24 protein-coding genes are annotated in these 21,899 nt (G+C 67.0%); 7 read left to right on the forward strand and 17 right to left on the reverse strand.

What is annotated here, in order from left to right:
• Positions 1-191: 191 nt before the first annotated feature.
• The 3 genes from slmA to argB are packed head-to-tail and all read right to left on the reverse strand — an operon-like array spanning position 192 to position 2,517.
• Positions 192-863 carry a nucleoid occlusion factor SlmA gene (slmA, locus tag ABIC51_RS29395; RefSeq protein WP_354006733.1) on the reverse strand — a complete coding sequence of 224 codons (672 nt, stop codon included), beginning with the start codon at positions 861-863 and terminating at the stop codon, positions 192-194.
• Complete coding sequence (locus ABIC51_RS29400; protein ID WP_027788868.1) at positions 830-1,621, reverse strand: pyrimidine 5'-nucleotidase; 792 nt, start codon at positions 1,619-1,621, stop codon at positions 830-832. The genes slmA and ABIC51_RS29400 overlap by 34 nt, the downstream gene beginning before the upstream one ends.
• A complete protein-coding gene (gene argB / locus ABIC51_RS29405) occupies positions 1,618-2,517 on the reverse strand; it encodes an acetylglutamate kinase (protein WP_006490510.1) in 900 nt (299 codons plus the stop codon). The genes ABIC51_RS29400 and argB overlap by 4 nt, the downstream gene beginning before the upstream one ends.
• A gap of 318 nt (positions 2,518-2,835) precedes the next feature.
• On the opposite strand from argB, the gene ABIC51_RS29410 reads away from it, so the two are divergent.
• From ABIC51_RS29410 to ABIC51_RS29420, 3 genes are all read left to right on the forward strand, one after another.
• Positions 2,836-3,060 (forward strand): cysteine-rich CWC family protein, encoded by a 225-nt coding sequence (locus tag ABIC51_RS29410; protein WP_060358490.1) that lies wholly within the window; start codon positions 2,836-2,838, stop codon positions 3,058-3,060.
• Between the two features lie 92 nt (positions 3,061-3,152).
• Positions 3,153-4,571, forward strand: a complete 1,419-nt coding sequence (locus ABIC51_RS29415) for an ATP-binding protein (RefSeq protein ID WP_060358489.1) — start codon at positions 3,153-3,155, stop codon at positions 4,569-4,571.
• Positions 4,572-4,584: 13 nt separating this feature from the next.
• On the forward strand, positions 4,585-5,127 hold the full coding sequence (locus tag ABIC51_RS29420) for a response regulator transcription factor (RefSeq protein WP_021156278.1): 543 nt from the start codon (positions 4,585-4,587) through the stop codon (positions 5,125-5,127).
• A 22-nt stretch (positions 5,128-5,149) separates the two neighbouring features.
• Here ABIC51_RS29420 and ABIC51_RS29425 read toward each other — a convergent pair whose 3' ends face one another.
• The 9 genes from ABIC51_RS29425 to dapF all read right to left on the reverse strand — a co-directional run bounded on the left by ABIC51_RS29425 (position 5,150) and on the right by dapF (position 13,879).
• Complete coding sequence (locus ABIC51_RS29425; protein WP_226153339.1) at positions 5,150-5,479, reverse strand: hypothetical protein; 330 nt, start codon at positions 5,477-5,479, stop codon at positions 5,150-5,152.
• Positions 5,480-5,690: 211 nt separating this feature from the next.
• A complete protein-coding gene (hslU, locus tag ABIC51_RS29430; protein ID WP_027788872.1) occupies positions 5,691-7,034 on the reverse strand; it encodes an ATP-dependent protease ATPase subunit HslU in 1,344 nt (447 codons plus the stop codon).
• Between the two features lie 10 nt (positions 7,035-7,044).
• Complete coding sequence (gene hslV / locus ABIC51_RS29435) at positions 7,045-7,581, reverse strand: ATP-dependent protease subunit HslV (RefSeq protein WP_021156275.1); 537 nt, start codon at positions 7,579-7,581, stop codon at positions 7,045-7,047.
• A 242-nt stretch (positions 7,582-7,823) separates the two neighbouring features.
• Positions 7,824-8,240, reverse strand: a complete 417-nt coding sequence (dksA, locus tag ABIC51_RS29440; RefSeq protein WP_006477498.1) for an RNA polymerase-binding protein DksA — start codon at positions 8,238-8,240, stop codon at positions 7,824-7,826.
• Between the two features lie 496 nt (positions 8,241-8,736).
• A complete protein-coding gene (locus ABIC51_RS29445; RefSeq protein WP_021156274.1) occupies positions 8,737-9,816 on the reverse strand; it encodes a CobW family GTP-binding protein in 1,080 nt (359 codons plus the stop codon).
• Between the two features lie 201 nt (positions 9,817-10,017).
• The gene (locus ABIC51_RS29450) at positions 10,018-11,232 is read right to left on the reverse strand and encodes a class I SAM-dependent rRNA methyltransferase (protein ID WP_027788873.1); all 1,215 of its coding nucleotides are present in this window, start codon (positions 11,230-11,232) and stop codon (positions 10,018-10,020) included.
• Between the two features lie 76 nt (positions 11,233-11,308).
• A complete protein-coding gene (gene xerC, locus ABIC51_RS29455; RefSeq protein WP_027788874.1) occupies positions 11,309-12,229 on the reverse strand; it encodes a tyrosine recombinase XerC in 921 nt (306 codons plus the stop codon).
• Between the two features lie 14 nt (positions 12,230-12,243).
• Positions 12,244-12,972 (reverse strand): DUF484 family protein, encoded by a 729-nt coding sequence (locus tag ABIC51_RS29460; RefSeq protein ID WP_027788875.1) that lies wholly within the window; start codon positions 12,970-12,972, stop codon positions 12,244-12,246.
• A 37-nt stretch (positions 12,973-13,009) separates the two neighbouring features.
• Entirely contained in the window at positions 13,010-13,879 is an 870-nt protein-coding gene (dapF, locus tag ABIC51_RS29465; protein ID WP_027788876.1) for a diaminopimelate epimerase, read from the reverse strand.
• Between the two features lie 236 nt (positions 13,880-14,115).
• On the opposite strand from dapF, the gene ABIC51_RS29470 reads away from it, so the two are divergent.
• Positions 14,116-14,418, forward strand: a complete 303-nt coding sequence (locus ABIC51_RS29470; protein WP_027788877.1) for a HigA family addiction module antitoxin — start codon at positions 14,116-14,118, stop codon at positions 14,416-14,418.
• Between the two features lie 30 nt (positions 14,419-14,448).
• Here the strand turns inward: ABIC51_RS29470 and lpxL are convergent, their stop codons facing one another.
• On the reverse strand, positions 14,449-15,333 hold the full coding sequence (gene lpxL, locus ABIC51_RS29475; RefSeq protein WP_027788878.1) for a lauroyl acyltransferase LpxL: 885 nt from the start codon (positions 15,331-15,333) through the stop codon (positions 14,449-14,451).
• A 265-nt stretch (positions 15,334-15,598) separates the two neighbouring features.
• On the opposite strand from lpxL, the gene metK reads away from it, so the two are divergent.
• Positions 15,599-16,786, forward strand: coding sequence for a methionine adenosyltransferase (gene metK, locus ABIC51_RS29480; RefSeq protein ID WP_011353531.1), 1,188 nt, complete (start codon positions 15,599-15,601; stop codon positions 16,784-16,786).
• Positions 16,787-16,925: 139 nt separating this feature from the next.
• Here the strand turns inward: metK and ABIC51_RS29485 are convergent, their stop codons facing one another.
• Positions 16,926-17,267 (reverse strand): hypothetical protein, encoded by a 342-nt coding sequence (locus ABIC51_RS29485; RefSeq protein ID WP_021163507.1) that lies wholly within the window; start codon positions 17,265-17,267, stop codon positions 16,926-16,928.
• A 352-nt stretch (positions 17,268-17,619) separates the two neighbouring features.
• On the opposite strand from ABIC51_RS29485, the gene ABIC51_RS29490 reads away from it, so the two are divergent.
• Complete coding sequence (locus tag ABIC51_RS29490) at positions 17,620-18,393, forward strand: phytanoyl-CoA dioxygenase family protein (protein ID WP_175864990.1); 774 nt, start codon at positions 17,620-17,622, stop codon at positions 18,391-18,393.
• Positions 18,394-18,542: 149 nt separating this feature from the next.
• On the opposite strand, the gene ABIC51_RS29495 is transcribed toward ABIC51_RS29490, so the two are convergent.
• Complete coding sequence (locus tag ABIC51_RS29495) at positions 18,543-18,749, reverse strand: DUF3185 family protein (RefSeq protein ID WP_021163509.1); 207 nt, start codon at positions 18,747-18,749, stop codon at positions 18,543-18,545.
• A gap of 193 nt (positions 18,750-18,942) precedes the next feature.
• Between ABIC51_RS29495 and mgrA the strand changes: the two genes are divergently transcribed.
• A complete protein-coding gene (mgrA, locus tag ABIC51_RS29500) occupies positions 18,943-19,986 on the forward strand; it encodes an L-glyceraldehyde 3-phosphate reductase (protein ID WP_021163510.1) in 1,044 nt (347 codons plus the stop codon).
• Positions 19,987-20,096: 110 nt separating this feature from the next.
• Here the strand turns inward: mgrA and ABIC51_RS29505 are convergent, their stop codons facing one another.
• Both ABIC51_RS29505 and ABIC51_RS29510 read right to left on the reverse strand, forming a co-directional pair.
• Positions 20,097-20,282, reverse strand: coding sequence for a hypothetical protein (locus tag ABIC51_RS29505; protein WP_011353526.1), 186 nt, complete (start codon positions 20,280-20,282; stop codon positions 20,097-20,099).
• A gap of 355 nt (positions 20,283-20,637) precedes the next feature.
• Positions 20,638-21,519 (reverse strand): DMT family transporter, encoded by an 882-nt coding sequence (locus tag ABIC51_RS29510; protein ID WP_354006734.1) that lies wholly within the window; start codon positions 21,517-21,519, stop codon positions 20,638-20,640.
• Positions 21,520-21,899 lie beyond the last annotated feature (380 nt).

Here is a 21,899-nt window from a genome sequence, read left to right on the forward strand (position 1 = left end):
TTTGTCTATAACGAGACAAATTTAACTCGTGAGGCGGCGATATGAAATTGGACAAGTTCGAATTCGCGTGCGGCATTCGCCGCCGGCAGAAGCAGGCGGGAAGGTGCGAGCCGACGCGGCGGAGCGGCCGCACCGTCCGTCGTCGAATGCGCGAAACCGGTGTGCGTTGCCGGGCAGGGGCCGGCGCGGCGCTACTGCAGGATCAGCCGCAAATGCGCGTCGGCCTGCTCGCCGGGCGGCTTCTGGAACCCGCCCTTCGCAAAGCGGTGCCACCTGCCGATCACGTAGCTGACGAGCAGGCTCGCCCGCGCGGCCGGATCGTAGTCGGCCGGCAGTGCGAACGGTGCCGTGCCGTCCGGCGGTGCATTCGCCTCCGTGCGCGCGACCCGCAGGCACTGCTTGACGGTTGCCTCGATGCGATCGAGGAGTTGGTTCACGCGCTCGGTCAACCGCTCGTCCTCACCGACCAGTGCCTCGCCGGTCAGCACGCGCGTCATCCCCGGATTCTTCGCTGCGAAATTGAGCATCGTCAGTGCGATCGTGCGGGCCTGCAGCACGCCGTTCGGCTCCTTCGCGACGATCTGGTTGACGAGGCCGAACAGCGACTGCTCGATGAACTCGATCAGCCCTTCGTACATCTTCGCCTTGCTCGGGAAATGGCGGTACAGCGCCGCTTCCGACACGTCGAGCCGGGCCGCGAGCGCGGCCGTCGTGATCTTCTCGCGCTTCGGCGCCTCGAGCATCGTCGCGAGCGTCTGCAGGATGTGCACGCGGCGCTCGCCCGGCTTCGGGCGCGTACGGGTGCGGGCGGGTGATGCCTGATCGTCCGTTACGGCTTGGTCCTGCGGGTGAGTCGGCTGCATTTCTGTCGCCCCGATCGAGTGCCCAGTCGAAGCGATTTTAACGAACGAATCCGCTGGTCGACATAGTGCGGGCGGCCGGTACCCGGCAGGTGGCCGGGAAGATGGCCGGTAATCCAGACTGTGCCGATGCCGAGACGCTTGTAGCGCTTCAGGTGGCCGCGCGTGTCCTCGACGAGGATCGCGTCGGACAGGCGCGCATGCACGGCGCGCAGCGTTCGGCGCAGCATCATGTGGTCAGGCTTCGCGCGCCACGTGCGGCGGTCGCGCATGTGCTCGATCGCGATCACGCGTTCGAACAGCCGCTCGATGCGCAACTCGCGCAGCACCGCGCGCGCATAGTTCTCCGGCGCGTTGGTCAGCACGAACTTGCGGCCCGGCAGCGCGGCGATGATGTGCGCGAGGCCGCGCTCGGCGCGCACCATAGCGGGGAGATCGGAAAATGTGTGAACCGCGCGCAGGAAGTCGTGCGGATCGATCGGGTGATGGCGCGTGAGACCGAGGAGCGCGGCGCCGTAGCGCTGCGTGTAGCCGGTGCGCAAGCGGTCGGCTTCGGCGCGCTCGACGTTGAGCGCATCGATGATGTATTGCGTCATCGCACGGTTGATCTCGGGAAAGATCGCGTGCGATGCGTGGTGCAGCGTGTTGTCGAGATCGAACAGCCAGACGGGCGCGCCGGCACGCGGCCGGCTGCGCGAGATGCGCCGGCGCCGCAGCGACGCCGGCAGGTCGGGGCTGGAGGGTTTGCGGCGCGCGCTCAATGCGAGCGGATCATCGTGCCGAACGGCTGCTCGGTCAGGATTTCCAGCAGCACCGAATGTTCGATCCGGCCGTCGACGATGTGCACCGACTTCACGCCGCTCTTCGCCGCGTCGAGCGCCGACGAGATCTTCGGCAGCATGCCGCCCGAGATCGTGCCGTCCTCGAACAGCGCGTCGATCTCGCGCGCGGACAGGTCGGTCAGCAGGTTGCCGTCCTTGTCCATCACGCCGGGGATGTTGGTCATCATCAGCAGCTTCTCGGCGTTCAGCACCGTGGCGAGCTTGCCCGCGACCAGATCGGCATTGATGTTGTACGAGAGGCCGTCCTCGCCGAAGCCGATCGGCGAGATCACCGGGATGAACGCGTCGTCCTGCAGCGCCTTCACGACCGCCGGGTTGATCGCCTCGACTTCGCCGACCTGGCCGATGTCGATGTACTGGCCCGGGTTGTCGCGGTCCGGCATCAGCAGCTTGCGTGCGTGGATCAGGCCGCCGTCCTTGCCCGTCAGGCCCACCGCGTGGCCGCCGAAGTGGTTGATCAGCATCACGATGTCCTGCTGCACTTCGCCGCCCAGCACCCATTCGACGACTTCCATCGTCTCTTCGTCGGTGACGCGCATGCCCTGGATGAAGGTGCCGGCCTTGCCGATCTTCTTCAGCGCGTGATCGATCTGCGGACCGCCGCCGTGGACGATCACCGGGTTGATGCCGACCAGTTTCAGCAGGATCACGTCGCGCGCGAAGCCTTGCTTGAGCCGCTCTTCCGTCATCGCGTTGCCGCCGTATTTGATGACCACGGTTTTCCCGTGGTAACGGCGGATATACGGCAGCGCCTCGGCGAGGATTTCTGCTTTCAGCGTGGGGGCGATCTGCGAGAGGTCGATGGGCTCGGACATGGCGGCGGCTCTGGCTGGGAACGGTTGAAACACGGCGAATTGTACAGGAGTGGCGCAGCGCAGCATCGGGTTTTTGGACGGGCCGGAACACGTGCGGCGCGGCTCGGGTACAGCGCGCGGCGGCCCGCCGGCTATGGCGCGGCGCGATGCGGGCGGCCATTCGGGCGGCGGTGTGCGCAACGGTGCGCGGGTAGCGGCGCCGAGGTGGCTCGCGAGCGTTTACGACGGTCGTCGGCCGGATGGACGGCGTGCAAAATCCGTTCGCCGCGCTATGCTTGTCGCGTAGGGCGGTTTCACGCCCGCTTCCGCGTTTCCGCCATGACCGATCCCGCCGCCGACGCCCGTTCCGCCCCGCGCCGCGCGCGTTGCCCGCACTGCGGGCGCAGCTTCGACTGCGGCGCCCGCTCGCAACCGTTCGAATGCTGGTGCGCGTCGATGCCGGTCTTGCCCGGCAGTACGCCGCCGGCTGCCGGCGCGCGCTGCCGGTGCCCCGAATGCCTGGCCGACGAGATCGCGCAGCGGATGGCCGGCGCGGCCGGCTGACGGCACCGGCCGAGCACGCAGCGCATCCCGTTCACCGCGTTCCGATCCGGCCCCGCTAGAGGCGCTGCCCGCTAAACGGGTAAACTGCCCGGATGCAACGAATCACCACCACCGGGCGCGTCAACCTCAGTCACCTGTTCTGGCTCCGCAATCTCGCGATCATCGGCCAACTCGTGACGATCGGCGTCGTGCAGACCTATTTCGGCGTGCATCTGCCGTTGCCGGCGATGCTGATGGTCATCGCGCTCGAAATCGTTTTCAACGCACTGACCTGGGTGCGCGTGCTGCGCGCGCGGCCCGAGACCAATTTCGAGCTGCTCGGCCAGCTGTGGGTCGACCTCGGCGCGTTGTCCGCGCTGCTGTTCCTGTCGGGCGGCACGACCAACCCGTTCGTGTCGCTGTACCTGCCTTCGCTCGCGATCGCGGCGGCCGTGCTGCCGTGGCACCTGATGATCTGGCTCGCGGCGTTCGCGGTCGCGTGCTACGCGGCGCTCGGCTTCGACTCGGTGCCGCTCAACATGGATAACCCGGCCAACCTGTTCGACTACTACCGTACCGGGATGTGGGCGAACTTCATGGTCAGCGTCGGGCTGATCGCGTGGTTCGTCGCGCGCATGTCGAACGCGCTGCGCCAGCGCGACGCGGCGCTCGGCGAAGCGCAGGCGCACCTGCTGCGCGACGAGCGGGCGGTCGCGCTCGGCGTGCAGGCCGCCACCGTCGCGCACGAGATGGGCACGCCGCTGTCGACGATCGCGATGCTTGCCGAGGAACTGCGCGACGCGGCGCGCGCCGATCCGGGGCTGGCCCGCTACGAAGCCGACCTGAAGGTGCTCGAGGAGCAGATGACGCTCTGCACGTCGGCGCTCGCGCGCCTGCGCAGCCGCGCGAGCGCACCCGCGAGCCGCCAGCCGGTGGACGACTGGCTCGACACGTTCGTCGAGCACTGGCGCCTGCGGCATCCGCACGTGCAGTTCGAACTGCTCGGTGCGCGCCCGGCGGGCGTCGCGCTCGACGACACGGTCGCGGCCGGCCAGATCCTGACGATCCTGCTCGACAACGCCGCGCGCGCGAGCCCGCAGCGCGTGACGCTGGCCGCGAAGGTCGCGCACGCCGGCGCGGCCGACGAGATCGAATTCGAGGTGTGCGACGACGGGCCCGGCATTCCGGCCGCGCTGCGCGAGTCGCTCGGCGCGATGCCGGTCGACAGCACGCAGGGCGGGCACGGGGTCGGCCTGTATCTCGCGTTCAGCGCGGCCGCGCGGCTCGGCGGCGAGATCGAACTGTCCGATGTCGTGCCGCGCGCGGCGGGCGGCAACGGGCGGGCCGGCGGGGCGGCGAATGGTCACGCCGCGACCGGCTCGGGACAGCGTGCGGGCCAGCGCGCGTCCGAACGGACAACCGGCACGCCGGACAGCCGCACGGCCGGCACATCCGCCGCACGCGGCACGCGGGCCGTGCTGCGCCTGCCGGCGGTGCGCGTCGCGGCGCCGGCCGCCTCAACCAACACGTAGACGGAGAAACCACATGAGCGAGAACAATTTCCTGGTGATCGACGACAACGAGGTGTTCGCGGGCACGCTCGCGCGCGGCCTCGAGCGCCGCGGTTACGCGGTCCAGCAGGCGCACGACAAGGAGGCGGCGCTGCGGCTTGCCGCGGGCGGCAAGTTCCAGTTCATCACCGTCGACCTGCATCTCGGCGAGGATTCGGGCCTGAGCCTGATCGCGCCGCTGTGCGACCTGCAGCCCGATGCGCGAATCCTGGTGCTGACCGGCTACGCGAGCATCGCGACCGCCGTGCAGGCGGTGAAGGAAGGCGCCGACAACTATCTCGCGAAACCCGCGAACGTCGAGTCGATCCTGGCCGCGCTGCAGACCAACGCAACCGAAGTGCAGGCCGACGAAGCGCTCGAGAATCCGGTCGTGCTGTCGGTCGACCGGCTCGAATGGGAGCACATCCAGCGCGTGCTGGCCGAGAACAACAACAACATCTCGGCGACGGCGCGCGCGCTGAACATGCACCGCCGCACGCTGCAGCGCAAGCTCGCGAAGAAGCCGGTGCGGCAGTAAGCGGGTACTTGCGCCCGGCGCGTCAGCCGGGTGCGCCCGGGACTCGCGACAGGCAGGCGACGATCTCGCGTTTCAGCAGGAGCGTGAGCAGCGCCGAGTCGAAGACGTTGGCGAGCAGCGGCGCGCATCCGCCGACGACGATGGCGCTGGCCAGCGGCCACGGCGTTGCCGATACGCCACGCGCGACGAACTGGATGCCGATGCTGATCGCCACGCTGGCGAATGCGATGCCCGCCAGCGTGCCCAGCCACGCGAGTACAAACGCGACGTTGTAGCGCCGCAGCGAATCCCGCCTGATCCGGCGCAGGAGCGACAGGATGTCGGCGCGCGTGAGCGCGAGCAAGGCCGGCACGATTCGGCCGGCGACGGACGGGTAGATGGTCATTCGAAGGCGGTGACGAATGCGTCGGTACTTGGCCGGAGGAGTCCAGATTATAGGGACGCACCAGCGCGCTTGCCATCAGCCGCATTCCAGGGGCAGGCACGGGCGCCGCATCGCCTGACCATGAAAAAACGGGCGACCCCGCAAGGGGCCACCCGTTTTTCGTCGGACGCCGCGCGCGTTACAGCACGTAGCGCGACAGGTCTTCGTCCTGCGACACTTCGCCCAGCGCGCGGTCGACATACTTCGCGTCGATCGTCACGCGCTCGCCGGCATGGTTGCCGGCCGAGAACGACACTTCCTCAAGCAGTTTCTCGATCACCGTGTACAGCCGGCGCGCACCGATGTTCTCGGTCTTCTCGTTGACCGCATACGCGATCTCCGCGAGGCGGCGGATGCCGTCCCGGGCAAATTCGAGCTGCACGTCCTCGGTCGCGAGCAGCGCCTGGTACTGCTTGACGAGGCTCGCGTCGGTCGCATCGAGGATCGCCTCGAAGTCTTCCACCGACAGCGAGTCGAGCTCGACGCGGATCGGGAAGCGGCCCTGCAGTTCGGGAATCAGGTCGCTCGGTTTCGCGAGGTGGAACGCGCCGCTCGCGATGAACAGGATGTGATCGGTCTTCACCATCCCGTACTTCGTGTTGACCGTCGTGCCCTCGACGAGCGGCAGCAGGTCGCGCTGCACGCCCTGGCGCGACACTTCGCCGCCGCTGCCTTCGTTGTTGCGCGACGTGATCTTGTCGATCTCGTCGAGGAACACGATGCCGTTCTGCTCGACGTTCTGCACGGCCTTCGTCTTCACTTCCTCGTCGTTCAGCATCTTCGCCGCTTCCTCGTCGGTCAGCAGCTTCAGCGCTTCCTTGATCTTCACCTTGCGACGCTGCTTCTTGCCGCTGCCGAGGTTCGAGAACATCGAGCGGATCTGCTCGGTCATCTCTTCCATCCCCGGCGGCGCCATGATGTCCATGCCGGCCGACGGCTGCTCGAGGTCGAGCTCGACTTCCTTGTCGTCGAGCTGGCCTTCGCGCAGGCGCTTGCGGAAGGTCTGGCGCGTCGCGTTGTTGTCGTCGTTCGCGTGGTCGGCATTGCCGCCGAAGCCCACCGCGCGCGGCTGCGGCAGCAGGATGTCGAGGATGCGGTCTTCCGCCTGGTCGGTGGCCTTGCTGCGCACCTTGCGCATCTCGGATTCGCGCGTCTGCTTGACCGAGATCTCGATCAGGTCGCGCACGATGCTGTCGACGTCGCGGCCGACGTAGCCGACCTCGGTGAACTTGGTCGCTTCGATCTTGATGAACGGCGCGTCGGCGAGCTTCGCGAGGCGGCGTGCGATTTCGGTCTTGCCGACGCCCGTCGGCCCGATCATCAGGATGTTCTTCGGCGTGATTTCCTGGCGCAGCGGGTCGGCGACCTGCTGACGGCGCCAGCGGTTGCGCAGCGCGACCGCGACGGCCTTCTTCGCCTTGGCCTGGCCGATGATGTGCTTGTCGAGTTCCGAGACGATCTCGGCAGGGGTCATGGTGCTCATGGTGCGGTCCTTACTCGATCGTTTCGATGATGCGGTTGTGGTTCGTGTAGATGCACATGTCGCCGGCAATCTTCAGCGACTTCTCGACGATCTCGCGCGGGGACAGCTCGGTGTTCTCCGCGAGCGCGCGGGCCGCGGCCTGCGCATACGCACCGCCCGAGCCGATCGCGCAGATGCCCTCTTCCGGGTCGAGCACGTCGCCGTTGCCGGTGATCACGAGCGTGGTGGTGGCATCGGCCGTGATCAGCATCGCCTCGAGGCGGCGCAGCATCCGGTCGGTGCGCCAGTCCTTCGCGAGCTCGACGGCCGCGCGGGTCAGGTTGCCCTGGTGTTTCTCGAGCTTCGCCTCGAAGCGGTCGAGCAGCGAGAACGCATCGGCGGTGCCGCCCGCGAATCCGACCAGCACCTGGTTGTTGTAGATCCGCCGCACTTTCCGCGCGCCACCCTTCATGACGATGTTGCCGAGGGTTACCTGGCCGTCGCCGCCGAGCGCGACCTTGTCGCCGCGCCGGACCGAAACGATGGTCGTGCCGTGAAATTGCTCCATCTGCGTTCCTTGAGAAAAACGGGGAAGAGTCGGGCGGCGCGAGGCGCCGCCGCGTAACTCGCAGTGCGCCGGGAAGCGGCCCGGCGCGCGTCCGTTTCATTTTAGGGCGGGCGCGGGGATATCAAGAGGCGGGAGGCAAATCGGAAAACCGGCCAACCGCGAGCCGGTGCCGGAAAAACAAAAAGCGCGCGGCAGGCCGCGCGCTTTCGGGAAGCAGCGTGTCTGAGCGGAACGCCGCTCGATCAGTCGCCGAACAGCTTCTGGCGCAACTCGCGGCGCTCCTGCGCCTCGAGCGACAGCGTGGCGGTCGGACGGGCGAGCAGCCGCGGAATGCCGATCGGCTCGCCGGTTTCCTCGCACCAGCCGTAATCGCCGGAATCGATGCGGGCGAGCGACTGCTGAACCTTCTTGAGGAGCTTGCGTTCGCGATCGCGCGTGCGCAGCTCGAGCGCGTGCTCTTCCTCGATCGTCGCGCGATCGGCGGGATCGGGGACGATCACCGTCTCGCGCAGGTTCTCGGTCGTCTGGCCTGCATTCTTGAGGATGTCCGCCTGCAACTGTTCGAGCCGATTTTTGAAGAAGGCGAGCTGATCCTCATTCATGTAATCCTTGTCGCTCATCTTCAGGATTTCGGCTTCGGTCAAGAGTTTCTTCGTCATCTGCTTGCTTCTTCAATGTGCGGCAAATCGAGAGATATTGCCTGCACTTTGGGATTACCCGCAACCGCGCTTGCAATCATTTGCGATTTGCCGCCGCGGGGCCGAAAGCCTCTGGAAAACCGGTTCTCAAATACCAGGATAGGCCTGGCGCGGAGTTGCGCGCGCTGCGAACCGGTGTGCTGCGCGGCACATCGCATCGGCCGCGGCCGGGAGGCGGATTGGCGATCCGGCGCGGTTGCGATGCCCGGAAAACTGGTTCAGCAAGAACCGGGCCTGTTTGTTGCCGTACTCCAGCGGGCACGTATTGTAACTGAATCGCAAGCGGGCGCCGTATCGGGTCGATCCCCGTCGGCTGCGCCAATATCTAGAAAATATAACGCGCAAATCGCGAAAAAGCGATGACGGCGAAACCCTGCCCGAAACGGGCGCCCCGCGGCCGCCGCAGCCGCCCGCGGGGCGGCCGCGCGGCGGCGTGTGCGGCGGTTGCCCGCGCGCGTCAGGCGAGACAGGCGTCGAGGCCGTCGGTGATCAGGTCCTGCGGCAGATCGACGCCGATGAACACCATCTTGTTCGTCTTCTTCTCGATCGGCAGCCACTTCGCGGCGAGGTCGCTGCCCATCATCTGATGCACGCCCTGGAACACGACCTTGCGGTCGACGCCCTTCATGTACAGCACGCCCTTGTAGCGCAGCATCCGCTCGCCGTAGATCTGCAGGATGCCGCCGAGGAAGTCTTCCAGCTTGTTCGGGTCGAACGGGCGGTCGTTGCGATACACGAACGACTTGATCTTGTCGTCGTGGTGCGCGTGGTGGTGATGGTGGTGGCCGTGGTCGTGATCGTGCGCGCATTGACCGTGATCGTGGTCGCAATTGGCGTGATCGTGATCATGGTCGTGATCGTGGTGATGATGCGCGTGATCGTCCTCGGCGAGGAAGTCGGGGTCGATCTCGAGCTTCGCGTTCAGGTTGAAGCCGCGCAGGTCGAAGATTTCCTTGATGTCGGCTTCGCCGAAGTTCACGACCTTGATCGCGGCCTTCGGGTTCATGTGCATCAGGCGGTGCTTCAGGCCGGCCACGGTCTGGTCGTCGACCAGGTCCGACTTCGTGATGAACAGCCGGTCGGCGAAGCCGACCTGGCGCTGCACGACTTCGTGCTCGTCGAGCTGCGCGTTCGCGTGCTTCGCGTCGACCAGCGTGATGACCGCGTCGAGCAGGAAATCGTCGGCGATTTCGCTGTCGATGAAGAAGGTCTGCGCGACGGGGCCCGGGTTCGCAAGGCCGGTGGTTTCGATCACGATGCGGTCGAAGTCGAGCTTGCCTTCGCGCTTCTTCGCGGCCAGGTCGCCGAGCGCGCGTGCGAGGTCGCCGCGGATCGTGCAGCAGATGCAGCCGTTGCTCATCTGGATGATCTGCTCGTTCGAATCCTGCACGAGGATTTCGTTGTCGATGTTCTCTTCGCCGAACTCGTTCTCGATCACGGCGATCTTCATGCCGTGCTGTTCGTTCAGGATGCGCTTGAGCAGCGTCGTCTTGCCGCTGCCGAGGAAGCCGGTGAGGATGGTGACGGGAGTGGCCATGTCAATCGCCTGTGGTTCGTGAATCGGGGTCAAAACCAGGATGTGCGTTGCGCCCGCTCGCGCTGGCAGCCGGGGCGCACAACCATCCATTGAAACATACCTGTCAAGCCCCCGCCCGTCGTCCGAACGACAGGCGGGAATGCGAATCCGCCGGGCGCGAGGCCGCGGCCGGCGGAAGGTTACGCGCGTAGATCGGGGCGATCAGACGATTTGCAACAGCAGGCCCTTCAGATATTCGCCTTCCGGGAATGCCGCGAGCAGCGGGTGATCGACGCCCGCGCCGAGCCGCTTCAGGATGCGCGCGTCGACCTTCGCGTCGGCAGCCGCGCCCGCGACGATCTTCTGGAACAGGTCCATGTCGATCGCACCCGAGCACGAGTACGTGAACAGCAGGCCGCCCGGACGCAGCAGCTTGAAGCCGCTCAGGTTGATGTCCTTGTACGCGCGCGCCGCGCGATCGACGCTGTCGCGGGTCGGCGCGAACTTCGGCGGATCGAGCACGATCAGGTCGAAACGCTCGCCTTCGTCGACGAGGCGGCGCAGCGTCTTGAACGCGTCGGCGTCGAGCCAGGTCGCGCGTTCGGCGTCGAAACCGTTGGCGACGACGTTCTGCTGCGCGAGCGCGAGCGCATCGCCCGACGAGTCGATCGACACGACACGCTTCGCGCCGCCCTTGAGCGCCGCGAGCGAGAAGCCGCCGGTGTAGCAGAAGCAGTTCAGCACGTCGCGGTCAGCCGCGTACTGCGCAACCAGCGCGCGGTTGTCGCGCTGGTCGACGTAGAAGCCCGTCTTGTGGCCGTTCGGCACGTCGACGTGATAGCGCACGCCGTTTTCGTTCGAGATCAGCGTCGCGGGTGGCGCGTCGCCGGCCAGCACGCCGGTCGTCTGCTCGAGCCCTTCCTTGTCGCGGATCGACACGTCCGAGCGCTCGTACACGTTCGGGCAGCCGGTCGCGCCGACGAGCGCCTTCACGATCGCGTCCTTCCATGCTTCGACGCCCGCGGCCATGAACTGGCAGACGAGCTGGCCGCGCGGCGCCGCGCCGGCTTCGGCAGTGTCCGCGACGTAATAGTCGACGATCAGCCCCGGCAGCCCGTCGGCTTCGCCGAACACGAGCCGCACCGCGCCCGTGCCCGACACCATCGTCGTGCGGTGCGCAACGGCGCGCTGCACGCGGCGCTTGAAGAACGCGTGGTCGATCGGCTCGTTCTCGTCGAAGCTCCACACGCGCACGCGGATCTGCGACTGCGGGCTGTACGCGCCGCGCGCGAGGAAGCGGCCGTCGTGCGCGCGCACGATCACGGTCGCGCCGGGCGCGGGCTTGCCGTCGACGCGGTCGATCGCATTGGCGTAGATCCACGGATGGCGGCGCAGCAGCGATTTGTCCTTGGATGGCTTGAGGGTGACGGTTTGCATGATGAGATCGAAATGGGCCGTGCGCGAAGCCGACCGTGGCCGGTCGCCGCGCGCGGCGGGTAACACGGGACGCGCGTCAGTCGCGCTTCTTCGCGCGCGGATGCGCGCTGTCGTAAATCTTCGCGAGATGCTGGAAGTCGAGCGACGTATAGACCTGCGTCGCGGACACGCTCGCGTGGCCGAGCAGTTCCTGCACCGCGCGCAGGTCGCCGCTCGACTGCAGCACGTGCGTCGCGAACGAGTGGCGCAGCACGTGCGGATGGACGTTGGCGGGGATGCCCGCGGCGAGCGCCGCGCGCTTCACGCGCTCGCGCACGACGCCCGGCGACATCCGGTTGCCGCGCACGGACACGAACAGCGGATGCGGATCGTGCTTCACGAATTCGCCGCGCACCGCGAGCCATGCGTTCAGCGCATCGATTGCCTTGCGGCCGACCGGCACCTTGCGCTCCTTGTTGCCCTTGCCGCGCACGGTGACTTCGGCTTCGGCGAGATCGAGCCAGCCGGCCGAGCGGTAGCCGTCGGCCTGCGTGTACATGACGTCGAGCCCGATCAGCTCCGCGAGGCGCAGCCCCGACGAGTAGAACAGCTCGAGGATCGCGTGATCGCGGATGCTTTCGGTCGTGCCGGCGAGCGGTGCGTCCATCAGGGCCGATGCGTCGTCGACCGACAGCGCCTTCGGCAAGGTCTTCGGGCGTTTCGGCGCGCGCACCGCGGCGACCGGGTTCGCGGGCATGTCGATGCGCTGCGCGAGCCAGCGGTAGAACGCGCGCCACGCGGACAGCCGGTGCGCGATCGACCGTGCGGACAGCCCGCCCGCATGCGCGCGCGCGACCGCGCCGCGCATGTCGGCGGCCGTCAGCACTTCGAGCGGCCGGCCGGCCGCAAGCTTCTTCAGTTCGTCGAGTTCGTGCGTGTAGGCGCGCAGCGTGTGCTCCGACAGCTGCCTGACGTGCTTCAGGTTCGACAGGTAGGCGGCGACCGGATCGTCTGTCATCGCGTGCGGCAGGCTCAGTGCGGCAGCAGGCGCGTGAGCGCGGCGCTCGCGAGCGTTGCGATCTGCGCGAGGAAGTCGGTGGCCATCCCGTCGTGGAAGCGGCGCGGGTCGGGCGAACCCAGTACGAGCAGGCCGAACGCGGGCGCATCGGTGCCGGCGAGCGGCGCGCGCAGCGCGAGCAGTGCGACCGAAGCGGCCGAGCCGTCGCCGGCCGGCGGCGCGGCGTCCGCGCCTTCCGCCGCATTCGCGGCCGGGGCGGCGACCGCGGGCGCGAGCCACTGCGCGGCCTCGAAGCCCGTGTTCGCACCGCAGTACGGCGTCGACAGGCCGTTCGTGAACAGGCGCACTTCCTCGCCGACCTGGCGCGCGAAGTCGGCCTGCGAATAGGTGTCGGCGACGTCCCACACGCGCAGTGCCGTCTGCGGCACGTCGAATACGTCGGCGATGCCGTCGGCGATCGTGCGCGGCAGCGCGTACGGATCGCGTTCCGCGATCACGCGGGCGGTCCAGCGGCTGAACTTCGCGGACAGGCTGTCGTTCTCGTGGCCGTAGCGCACGAGTTCGGCGAGCCGGCGCTCGAGATGCTTGTTCTTGTCGCGCAACATCTCCATCTGCCGCTCCTGCAGCGAGATCGCGGCCTTGCCGTGCGGGTTCGCGAGGCGGATCGTCGCGAGCAGTTCGGCGTGCTGCGCGAAGAATTCGGGATTGGCGAGCAGGTAGTCGGCGACTTCGCGATCGTTCATGTGGCTGGAGCGTTCAGTTATCAAGGACGTTGCAGGGTCAGGCAGGCAGGTCGATCTCGCCTTCGAACACGGTCGTGGCGGGCCCGGCCATCATCAGCGCGGCAGCTTCGTCGCGTGCGCCGTCCCAGCTGATCGTCAGCGTGCCGCCGTGCGTGTGCACGGTCACGGGCGAATCGAGCAGGCCGCGCCGGATGCCGGCCGCGACCGCCGCGCACGCGCCGGTGCCGCACGCGAGCGTCTCGCCCGCCGCGCGTTCGTACACGCGCAGCCGCACTTCGCTGCGCGACACGATCTGCATGAAGCCGGCGTTCACGCGCTCCGGGAAGCGCGCGTGGTGCTCGATCAGCGGGCCTTCCTCGAGCACCGGATACGCTTCGGCGTCGTCGACGATCTGCACCGCGTGCGGGTTGCCCATCGACACCGTCGAGATCCAGCGCGTCGCGCCGCCGACGTCGAGCGGCCACAACGTGTCGCGGCCCTCGGTGCGGCCGTCGAGGCCTGCCGCATCGAACGGCACCTGCGCCGGCGCGAACACGGGCGCACCCATGTCGACGACGACTTCGCCGTTGTCCTGCATCGTCAGCGTGATCAGGCCCTTCATGACCTGCACGCGCACGCTGCGCTTGTCGGTCAGGCCGCGGTCGCTGACGAACTTCACGAAGCAGCGCGCGCCGTTGCCGCAGTGTTCGACCTCGCCGCCGTCGCAATTGAAGATCCGGTACTTGAAATCGACGCCGTCGACGGTCGGTTTTTCGACGAGCAGCAACTGATCGGCGCCGATGCCGAAGTGGCGGTTGGCGAGCGCGCGCACCTGCGCTTCGGTGAGCGGCGGCAATGCGCGCGAATAGCCGTCGAGCACGACGAAGTCGTTGCCCGCGCCGTGCATCTTGGTGAACGAGAGTTTCACTGGGTCCGGATTTCCATGGCGAACAAGGCGGTCAGCACGGCTCGCGCGACGCCGCGCCATGCCGGGCGGCCTCGTTCGTCGTGCTGATCTCAACCGCAAATGATACATGCAGCCGACAGGGGCGTCCTGCGCGGGCGTTCCGGGCGTTTTCGTACTCGTTCAATTGATGAGGCCACCCGGAGATTCGTATTGTTTCGCCATACGCCCTGTCAACCTCCAGCGAGCTCATTCAAGCCATGAACCGCATCATCAATCCGCCCCATTCGGGCGAAACGCTGCGCGACGACGTGCTGCCGGCGCTTGGCCTGACCGTCACCGAGGCCGCGTCGCAGCTGGGCGTGACGCGTGCCGCACTGTCGCGAATCCTGCACGGCCATGCCGGCATCTCGCCGGAAATGGCGCTGCGCCTCGAAGCGTGGCTCGGCGAGGAAAACGGGGGGCGGGCCGATCCGTGGCTCGCGCAGCAGTCGGCCCACGATCTGTGGCGGGCGCGCGCGAAGGGCGCGCCGAAGGTGGCGAGGGCGCAGGCGCGTACATGACGGCCCGCCTGCGAACGTCTTCCGGCAGGGTTAGTACAGGCTCGGCTCGCCGGCCGGGCGCGTCTTGAAGCGCTTGTGGACCCAATAGTATTGCTCGGGCATCAGCGGGATCTGTTCCTCGAGGAATTCGTTCATCCGCCGCGCGTCGAGATCGTCGTCGCCCGTCGGGTACTGATCCCACGGCTTGAATACCTTCAGGCGATAACCCTTGTAGTTCGGCAGCACTTCGCCGATGAACGGCACGACCTGCGCGCGGCCCGTCTTCGCGAGCCGGCCGACCGCCGTCAGCGTGCACGCGGGCACGCCGAAAAACGGGACGAACGTCGAATTGCGAAGCCCGTAATCCATGTCGGCGCCGAGCATCACCGGCTTGCGGTCGCGCAGCCAGCGCAGCACGACGCGCGCGCTGTCCGCACGGCCGACCATCTCGGCGTCGAAACGCCCGCGCGCTTTCTTCGCCTCTTCCTCGAGCACGGCGTTCGAGAACGGCTGGTAGAGCGACCCGCAGCGGCGGTGGAGCGAACGGTTCAGCCAGATCGAGCCGGCTTCGATGCCGACGAAATGCAGGCCGAGGAACAGCGTCGGCGGCAGGTCCGGATCGTCGAGGTCGACCGCGCTGTCGACCTGGATCAGCTTCGCGAGCTTTTTCTCCGAGCCGAACCACTGCACGCTGCGCTCGACGTAGCTGCGGATCGCATGGCGGAAATGCTGGCCTGCCACTTCCTCGCGGCGTGCGTCGCTCCAATCCGGGAAGCAGAGTTTCAGATTGGTGTGTACGATGCGTTTTCGCCGGCTGGGGATCTTGTAGAGCAGCCAGCCGAGACCATCGCCGAACCGTGCGGTCAGGCCGTACGGCAACAGGGCGAGCAGTTTCAGCAAGCCAATGGCGAGGTGCGTGCCTAGACGACCTAGCATGCGAAACCTCCGTGGAACCGGCTGGCCGGCGCGTTGCGAACAGGTAGGTGAGACAGCGGAAGATGCAGCACGGGCGGCGCTCTGTGACAATTCAGGAAAGCCGCTATAATACGGGCTTCGCCGAGTTAACTGACAACTTGCGGGGCGAAGCCGGTTGGCGTCATACGCGCTGCCCGGTCCTGGTAATCCGCTAAAGCGTCGCCGCTTCAGGCCCAACGAAGCTGGCTACGTGAAACCAACCGTAACCACACAGGAGCCTGAAAAAGTGGCAAACGATTATCTCTTCACGTCCGAATCCGTCTCCGAAGGCCATCCGGACAAGGTCGCGGACCAAATCTCGGACGCGATCCTCGACGCCATCCTCGAGCAAGACAAGTATTCCCGCGTCGCGGCGGAAACGCTGTGCAACACGGGTCTCGTCGTCCTGGCCGGTGAAATCACCACGACGGCCAACATCGACTACATCCAGATCGCGCGCGACACGATCAAGCGCATCGGCTACGACAACACCGACTACGGCATCGACTACAAGGGTTGCGCGGTGCTCGTCGCGTACGACAAGCAGTCGCCGGATATCGCCCAGGGCGTCGATCGTGCACACGACGACAACCTCGATCAGGGCGCGGGCGACCAGGGCCTGATGTTCGGTTACGCGTGCGATGAAACGCCGGAACTGATGCCGCTGCCGATCTACCTGTCGCACCGTCTCGTCGAGCGCCAGGCCAGCCTGCGCCGCGACGGCCGCCTGCAATGGCTGCGCCCGGACGCGAAGTCGCAGGTCACCGTCCGCTACGTCGACGGCAAGCCGCATTCGATCGACACCGTCGTGCTGTCGACGCAGCACGCACCGGACATCGAACTGCCCGCGCTGCGCGAAGCCGTGATCGAGGAAATCATCAAGCCGACGCTGCCGGCCGACCTGATCAAGGGCGACATCAAGTTCCTGGTGAACCCGACCGGCAGGTTCGTGATCGGCGGCCCGCAGGGCGATTGCGGCCTGACCGGCCGCAAGATCATCGTCGACACGTACGGCGGTGCCGCACCGCACGGCGGCGGCGCGTTCTCGGGCAAGGATCCGTCGAAGGTCGACCGTTCGGCTGCGTACGCAGGCCGCTACGTCGCGAAGAACATCGTCGCCGCCGGCCTCGCGTCGCGCGCGCTGATCCAGGTGTCGTACGCGATCGGCGTCGCCGAGCCGACCTCGGTGATGGTCAACACGTTCGGCACGGGCCGCGTGTCGGATGCGGTGATCACGAAGCTCGTGCGCGAGCATTTCGACCTGCGTCCGAAGGGCATCATCAAGATGCTCGACCTGCTGCGCCCGATCTACGAGAAGACGGCTGCTTACGGCCACTTCGGCCGCGAAGAGCCGGAATTCTCGTGGGAAGCGACCGACAAGGCGCTCGCACTGGCCGAAGCGGCCGGCGTCGAGCCGACGGCACGCGTCGCGTAAGCGTCGTTCGCCTGAAATGAAAAACCCCGGCTAGCCGGGGTTTTTTTATGGGATCCGATCGTCGGGGCAATCGGACAAACAGGCAACCGGACAAACGGCGCGACGGCGATCGTCGCGCGCGGTGCCCGCCGGCGTGCGCTCAGCGCGCGCCGAACCCGAACCAGCCGTTGCTGGCCGCGAGGCGGCGCGGACGGTTGACGCGGCGTTGCGGCCCGAGCGTGCGGCGCAGCGCGAGCGCGCGCAGCGACGACGGTTTCTGCAGCAGCGAGCGCAGGCCGGCGCGGCGCGAGAAGGCCTGCGCACTCATCATCGAGAAAAATGCGTGGAACCACGCACGGATACCATCCAGCCGGCTGTGGGCGGGCGTGCGCTCGGCCAGCGCCTGCGTGCGTGCGCGGTGATGGCGCAGCGAGCGGGCAGGAGCGGTCGGCACGACGCGCTTCGCAGCGCGGCTGAGACGGGAAGTCAGACGGAATGGCATGTGAACGATGCTTCGCTTGTATGGATGGCGCCCTGGAGAGCGCACTGGTATGAACGGCCTCGGATGACGCAACGGATCTTACTGAAACTCGCTGCGCGCCGCGCCCGCCAGAATTGACAGGCCGCGACAGGCTACAGGGGATTCATGACGGGCAAAAGTCGCGATAAACCCTTGTGCCGCAAGGCGTGTGCCGCATACCGCCTGTCGGTGAGGCAGGTGCCGCGACGAACAGTTCCCTTGAGCCGGATCAAATCCGCGATTGGCATGCCCCTGCGCACGACAATGGTGCTGTTCGCGGCATCCGGCGCCGATTTACAATCGTCACATTCACACAATAAACGTCTGGCATCCCATGTCGTCTCCATTGCAGTCGGAATCGATCCGCGCGCAAGTCGCGGAATTGCGCGAGCGCGGCTTTGTCGTCGCGCGTGGCCTCGTCGGCGAAGCGCAGTGCGCGGCGCTCAGGCAGATCGCGGAGCGCCAGTTGCGGGAGGCGGCCGAGCCGATCGAGTTCGAGGCGGATCTGCGCTACCCGGGCGCGCCCGAGTCCAAGCATGCGCCGGGCGGGCATACGGTGCGGCGGCTGCTCGATGCGTATTCACGCGATCCGGCGTTCGCCGAGCGCGCGATCGCACCCGAAATCGGTGCGTGGATGTGCGAGTATTTCGGCGAAGAACCCGTGCTGTCGCGCGCGCATCACAACTGCATGATGACGAAGCATCCCGCGTACGGCAGCCTGACCGGCTGGCATCGCGATTTCCGCTACTGGTCGTTCGAGCGCCCGGACATGGTGTCGGTGTGGCTTGCGCTCGGGCCGGAAACGAACGAGAACGGCGCACTGTGGCTCGTGCCGGGGTCGCATACGGCCGAATTCGGGCCTGAAGCGTTCGACGATGCGAAGTTCTTCCGCAGCGACCTGCCGGCGAACCGGAAGATGATCGATGCGGCCACGTGCCCGTCGCTGCAGACGGGCGACGTGGTGTTCTTCCACAGCAATACGCTGCATTCGGCCGGACAGAACCGTTCCGATCAGGTGAAGTTCTCGCTCGTGTACACCTATCACGGCGCGAGCAACCGGCCGCTGCCCGGCACGCGCTCGGCATCGAAGCCGGAAGTGCAGTTCTAGGTTCGAACCGGACGGGCGGTGACACCACCGCGGTCACGCGATGCGGTGCATCGCCGGCGGATGAAGCAACGGGCGGCCTGGCCGCCCGTTTCGCTTGGCGCGGCGCGGTCGCACGACGCGGGCCGCGTGTGCATCGCGCGGCTGCGCGATCAGCGCTTGTTGCCCGGCATCGCGAGGCCGATCAGGCCGATGAACGATGCGACGGCGCCGCCCGCGATCAGCAGGATCGTCTTCGTCGCGGGCGAACCGGTGAAGAAGCGCGACACGTTGTCGTTGATCGAATGGAACGACTGGCCGCCGAAATACAGCAGCACGACGCCGCCGACGAGCAGTGCAACCGAGATGACCCGGGACATACCAACCTCGCTGAAACGGTGATTCGAGACGCCGCAGTGTAGGCGACGCCCGCGGCCGCGTCCATCGCCGTGCCGCCGTGCGCGATCCGGCCGCTTTCGCTACCATAGTCGTCGTATGACTCCTTCGCCGCCGTCGCGCCATCGGCGCGGCCGGCGCGCGTCCCTTCCTCCGATGTCCTGACGGAACAGACTCATGGCCTACGAAGCAGCTTCCGAACGTTATGCCGACATGCAATACCGCACCTGTGGCAAATCCGGGCTCAAACTGCCCGCGCTGTCGCTCGGCCTGTGGCACAACTTCGGCGACTCGACGCCGATCTCGACGCAGCGCGAAATCCTGCGTACCGCGTTCGACCTCGGCATCAACCACTTCGATCTCGCGAACAACTACGGGCCGCCGTACGGCAGTGCCGAAACCAACTTCGGCCGGCTGCTGAAGGAGGATTTCCGGCCGTATCGCGACGAGTTGCTGATCTCGACGAAGGCCGGCTGGGACATGTGGCCGGGGCCGTACGGCAGCGGCGGCGGGTCGCGCAAGTACGTGCTCGCGAGCCTCGACCAGAGCCTGCAGCGGATGGGGCTCGACTACGTCGACATCTTCTATTCGCACCGCTTCGACGCGCACACGCCGCTCGAGGAAACGGCGGGCGCGCTCGCGTCGGCCGTGCAGCAGGGCAAGGCGCTCTATATCGGCATTTCGTCGTATTCGGCGGCGAAGACGCGCGAGATGGCCGAACTGCTCGCGCAGTACAAGGTGCCGCTGCTGATCCATCAGCCGTCGTACAACCTGCTGAATCGCTGGGTCGAAACCGAGCTGCTCGGCACGCTCGACGAGATCGGCACGGGCAGTATCGCGTTCACGCCGCTCGCGCAGGGGTTGCTCACGTCGAAGTACCTGAACGGCGTGCCGGCCGACGCGCGCGTGAACAAGCCGGGCGGCGGCTCGCTGAAGCAGGATCATCTGAGCGCGGACAACCTCGAGCACGTGCGCAAGCTCAACGCGATCGCCGAGCGGCGCGGGCAGAGCCTTGCACAGATGGCGCTCGCATGGGTGCTGCGCAACGGCCGCGTGACGTCCGCGCTGATCGGCGCGAGCCGTGCGGAGCAGGTGCGTGAAAACGTCGGTGCGCTGAAGCACCTCGAATTCTCGGCGGAGGAACTCGCGGAGATCGACCGTTACGCGACGGAAGGCGGCATCAATCTGTGGGAAAAGCCGTCCACCGATCAGGCGATCTGACCGGCGGTCGATACGGCATGCGAAACATCGCGTGCCGTATCAATGGCTCGCGTGCGGCCTGTCGCATCGCTGCGGTGCAGCGATGCACGGCACGCACGGGTGGTGCGCCGCTAGATCAGCGCAGGCAGGCCTTCGACGAGCAATACCGCGACGCCGACGCCGAGGATGACGCCCAGCACGCGTAGCAGGTTGTGGCGGAATTCGGTTGCGCACGGCACCGCGCCGAGAAATAGCGCTCCGGCCAGCGCCATCGGAATCAACAGGATGAAGTCGCCGATCGTGAAGTAGGTTGTCATGCGTGTCTCCAGTGTCGGCCGGAGTTAGCGCTTTAGCGCTTACTCCGGCCCCATCCCTGTGGGATCTCGGCCGGAGTCGGCACTTCAGCGTTTGCTCCGGCTCCATGCCGGGTGTTTCTGGTGTTGGTCGCGACCCGATTGCGAGCGGGCCGGTCAATTCGAGTATAGGCAACCGGCAGCGCTTTTCGCTATCCGAACCATTAAAAATCAGCGGAATGCCCGGCGTATCACGCATTTTTCCCGCAAGTCAGACGAACGCCTTGCGCACATCTTTCTCGTGCCTTTCGATTTCTGCGGATTCATCGCATGTGTCCGCTGCGTGCCGCCGCACCCGCAGGCGCGGCGGCACGCCCGCTCATGCGCGGTCGGGTCGCACGCGGCCGGCCGGCGCGCGGAATACGAGCGCGAGCCCCGCGATGATCGCGCCCATGCCGGCGAGCGCGAGCGGCTCGGGCCGGTTGCCGAGCCACACGGCATCCATCAGCGTGGTGACGACGGGCACGAGATAGAACAGGCTCGTCACGTTGACGAGATCGCCGCGCTGCATCAACCGGTAGAACAGCAGTTGCGCGATCACCGAAATCACGACGCCGAGCCACAGCAGCGGGATCACGAACGCCCAGCTCATGTCGAACGACACCGGCCGGAACGGCACGATCGCCACGCACAGCGCGAGGCCGATCGCATTCTGCAACGGCAGCACGTCGGCGGGCGCCGCCCGTGCGCGCTTTTGCAGCAGCGAGCCGGCGGTCAGTGCGACGAGCGCGGTGAGCGCGCACGCGATGCCCGCGAGCGACAGGCCGCCGTCGCCCACGCCGCGGCACACGACGAGCGCGAGGCCGGCGAGCGACAGCGCGAGTCCCGCGATGCGCATGGGCTGCCAGCGTCGCTCGACGAGCGCGAGCGTGAGGATCGGCTGCACGCCGAGGATCGTGGCGAGCACACCCGGCGCGATCCCGCGTTCGAGCGCGAGCAGGTAGAAGATCGAATAGCCGCCCATCATCAGCAAGCCGGTCAGCGCGGCCATGCGCCGTTCGCCGCGCGGCGGCAGCCAGCGTTTGCGCACGAAGGCCAGTCCGAGCAGCACGAGCGATGCAAGGGCGAAACGTGCGGTGAGAAAGACGAACGCGGATGCGTGACGCAGACCGAGTTCTGCGAAGATCGCGCCGCTGCTCCACAGCAGCACGAAGAGCGACGTCGCGCCATGCGCGGCGAGCGCGCGTTTGAACGAAACCATGTGAATCCACCTGTCGAACGGATCGGAACGTTCCATCCGCGCGCGCAGCAGCGAGCCGTGCGTCACGGCGCACGAATGCAAGCCTGCGGGCGAATGGAAGACGAAACGGAAGCCGGCTGGTCAGCCGGCGCGTGCCGCCGGAGGGGGCGGCGCGGCGCCGACGAGCGGCGGTGCGACAGGAGGAGGAAGAACCGACGGATGCGCGCACGCCTGCGGCCGCGAGTCGAACTGCGGCCGGGATTTTGCAAGGGCGGACGTGAGCGGATGCATCGGATCGGAATGCGCTGGAACGCGAATGAAGCATCAAAGGTACCGCAAGGCCGACATCGGACGCAACCACTGTCGGTGGCATTGCATGACGCAGCGCGGCGTGTGGTGAA

The sequence above is a fragment of the Burkholderia sp. 572 genome (assembly GCF_040545135.1).
GTDB classification, from domain to species: Bacteria; Pseudomonadota; Gammaproteobacteria; order Burkholderiales; family Burkholderiaceae; genus Burkholderia; species Burkholderia cepacia.